This window comes from Arthrobacter sp. Y81, from assembly GCF_002929335.1.
GTDB lineage: Bacteria > Actinomycetota > Actinomycetes > Actinomycetales > Micrococcaceae > Arthrobacter.
The window spans coordinates 1-613 of record NZ_PJIL01000075.1; the positions used below are offsets into that span (position 1 = coordinate 1).

General features: G+C 59.9%; 1 protein-coding gene. It reads right to left on the reverse strand.

The features are described from left to right. A partial coding sequence (locus tag CXQ91_RS25125; RefSeq protein WP_219816614.1) for a protein phosphatase occupies positions 1-344 on the reverse strand: 344 nt, incomplete at its 3' end. Positions 345-613 lie beyond the last annotated feature (269 nt).

Here is a 613-nt window from a genome sequence, read left to right on the forward strand (position 1 = left end):
TTGTCGGCGGGCACGCCGTCGAACACTGCGATACACGCCAGCGCCGTGCCTGTGCGTCCATGACCGCCAGTGCAGGCGATCTCGACTCGCTCTGTTTCGGAACGAAGCCAGGCTTCACGCAGTGCGTCCCGTGCGTCGTCGCGGTCCTTGGGCAGCCGAAAGTCGGGCCACAGCACCCACCGTGCTTCCCATTTGACCGGGGCCGGTTTCTTGCCGAGGAGGTAGAGCGCGAAGTCGGGTGTAGCTCCACGTGGGATTGGTTTGTGAAAGCCGCGACCGCGCAGCAGTCTGCCCGAGGGCAACTGCATCACACCTGACTCGTCAGCATCCCAAACACTTTGCATGATCCCAACCTATCTGCCGACAAAGGACTAAGCATTTCCGATCCTGTGGATAGGGGGTCTGCAAGGGGAACCTTGGGTTCTTGCGGTGATTGCAACACTTAGTGAATGAGTGATGCAATGGCGATGTATTCAATCCTTTTCCGTCCGGATCTCTTGCAGGTCTTTTGGGCAGGAATGCAGGCAGGTGATTTCATCACCGATGCCGTGGTCCCCATCAATACCAGTCGGCGTACCGGGCGCACTGTCCTGGCCGCTGCCGGTGGCGTCCG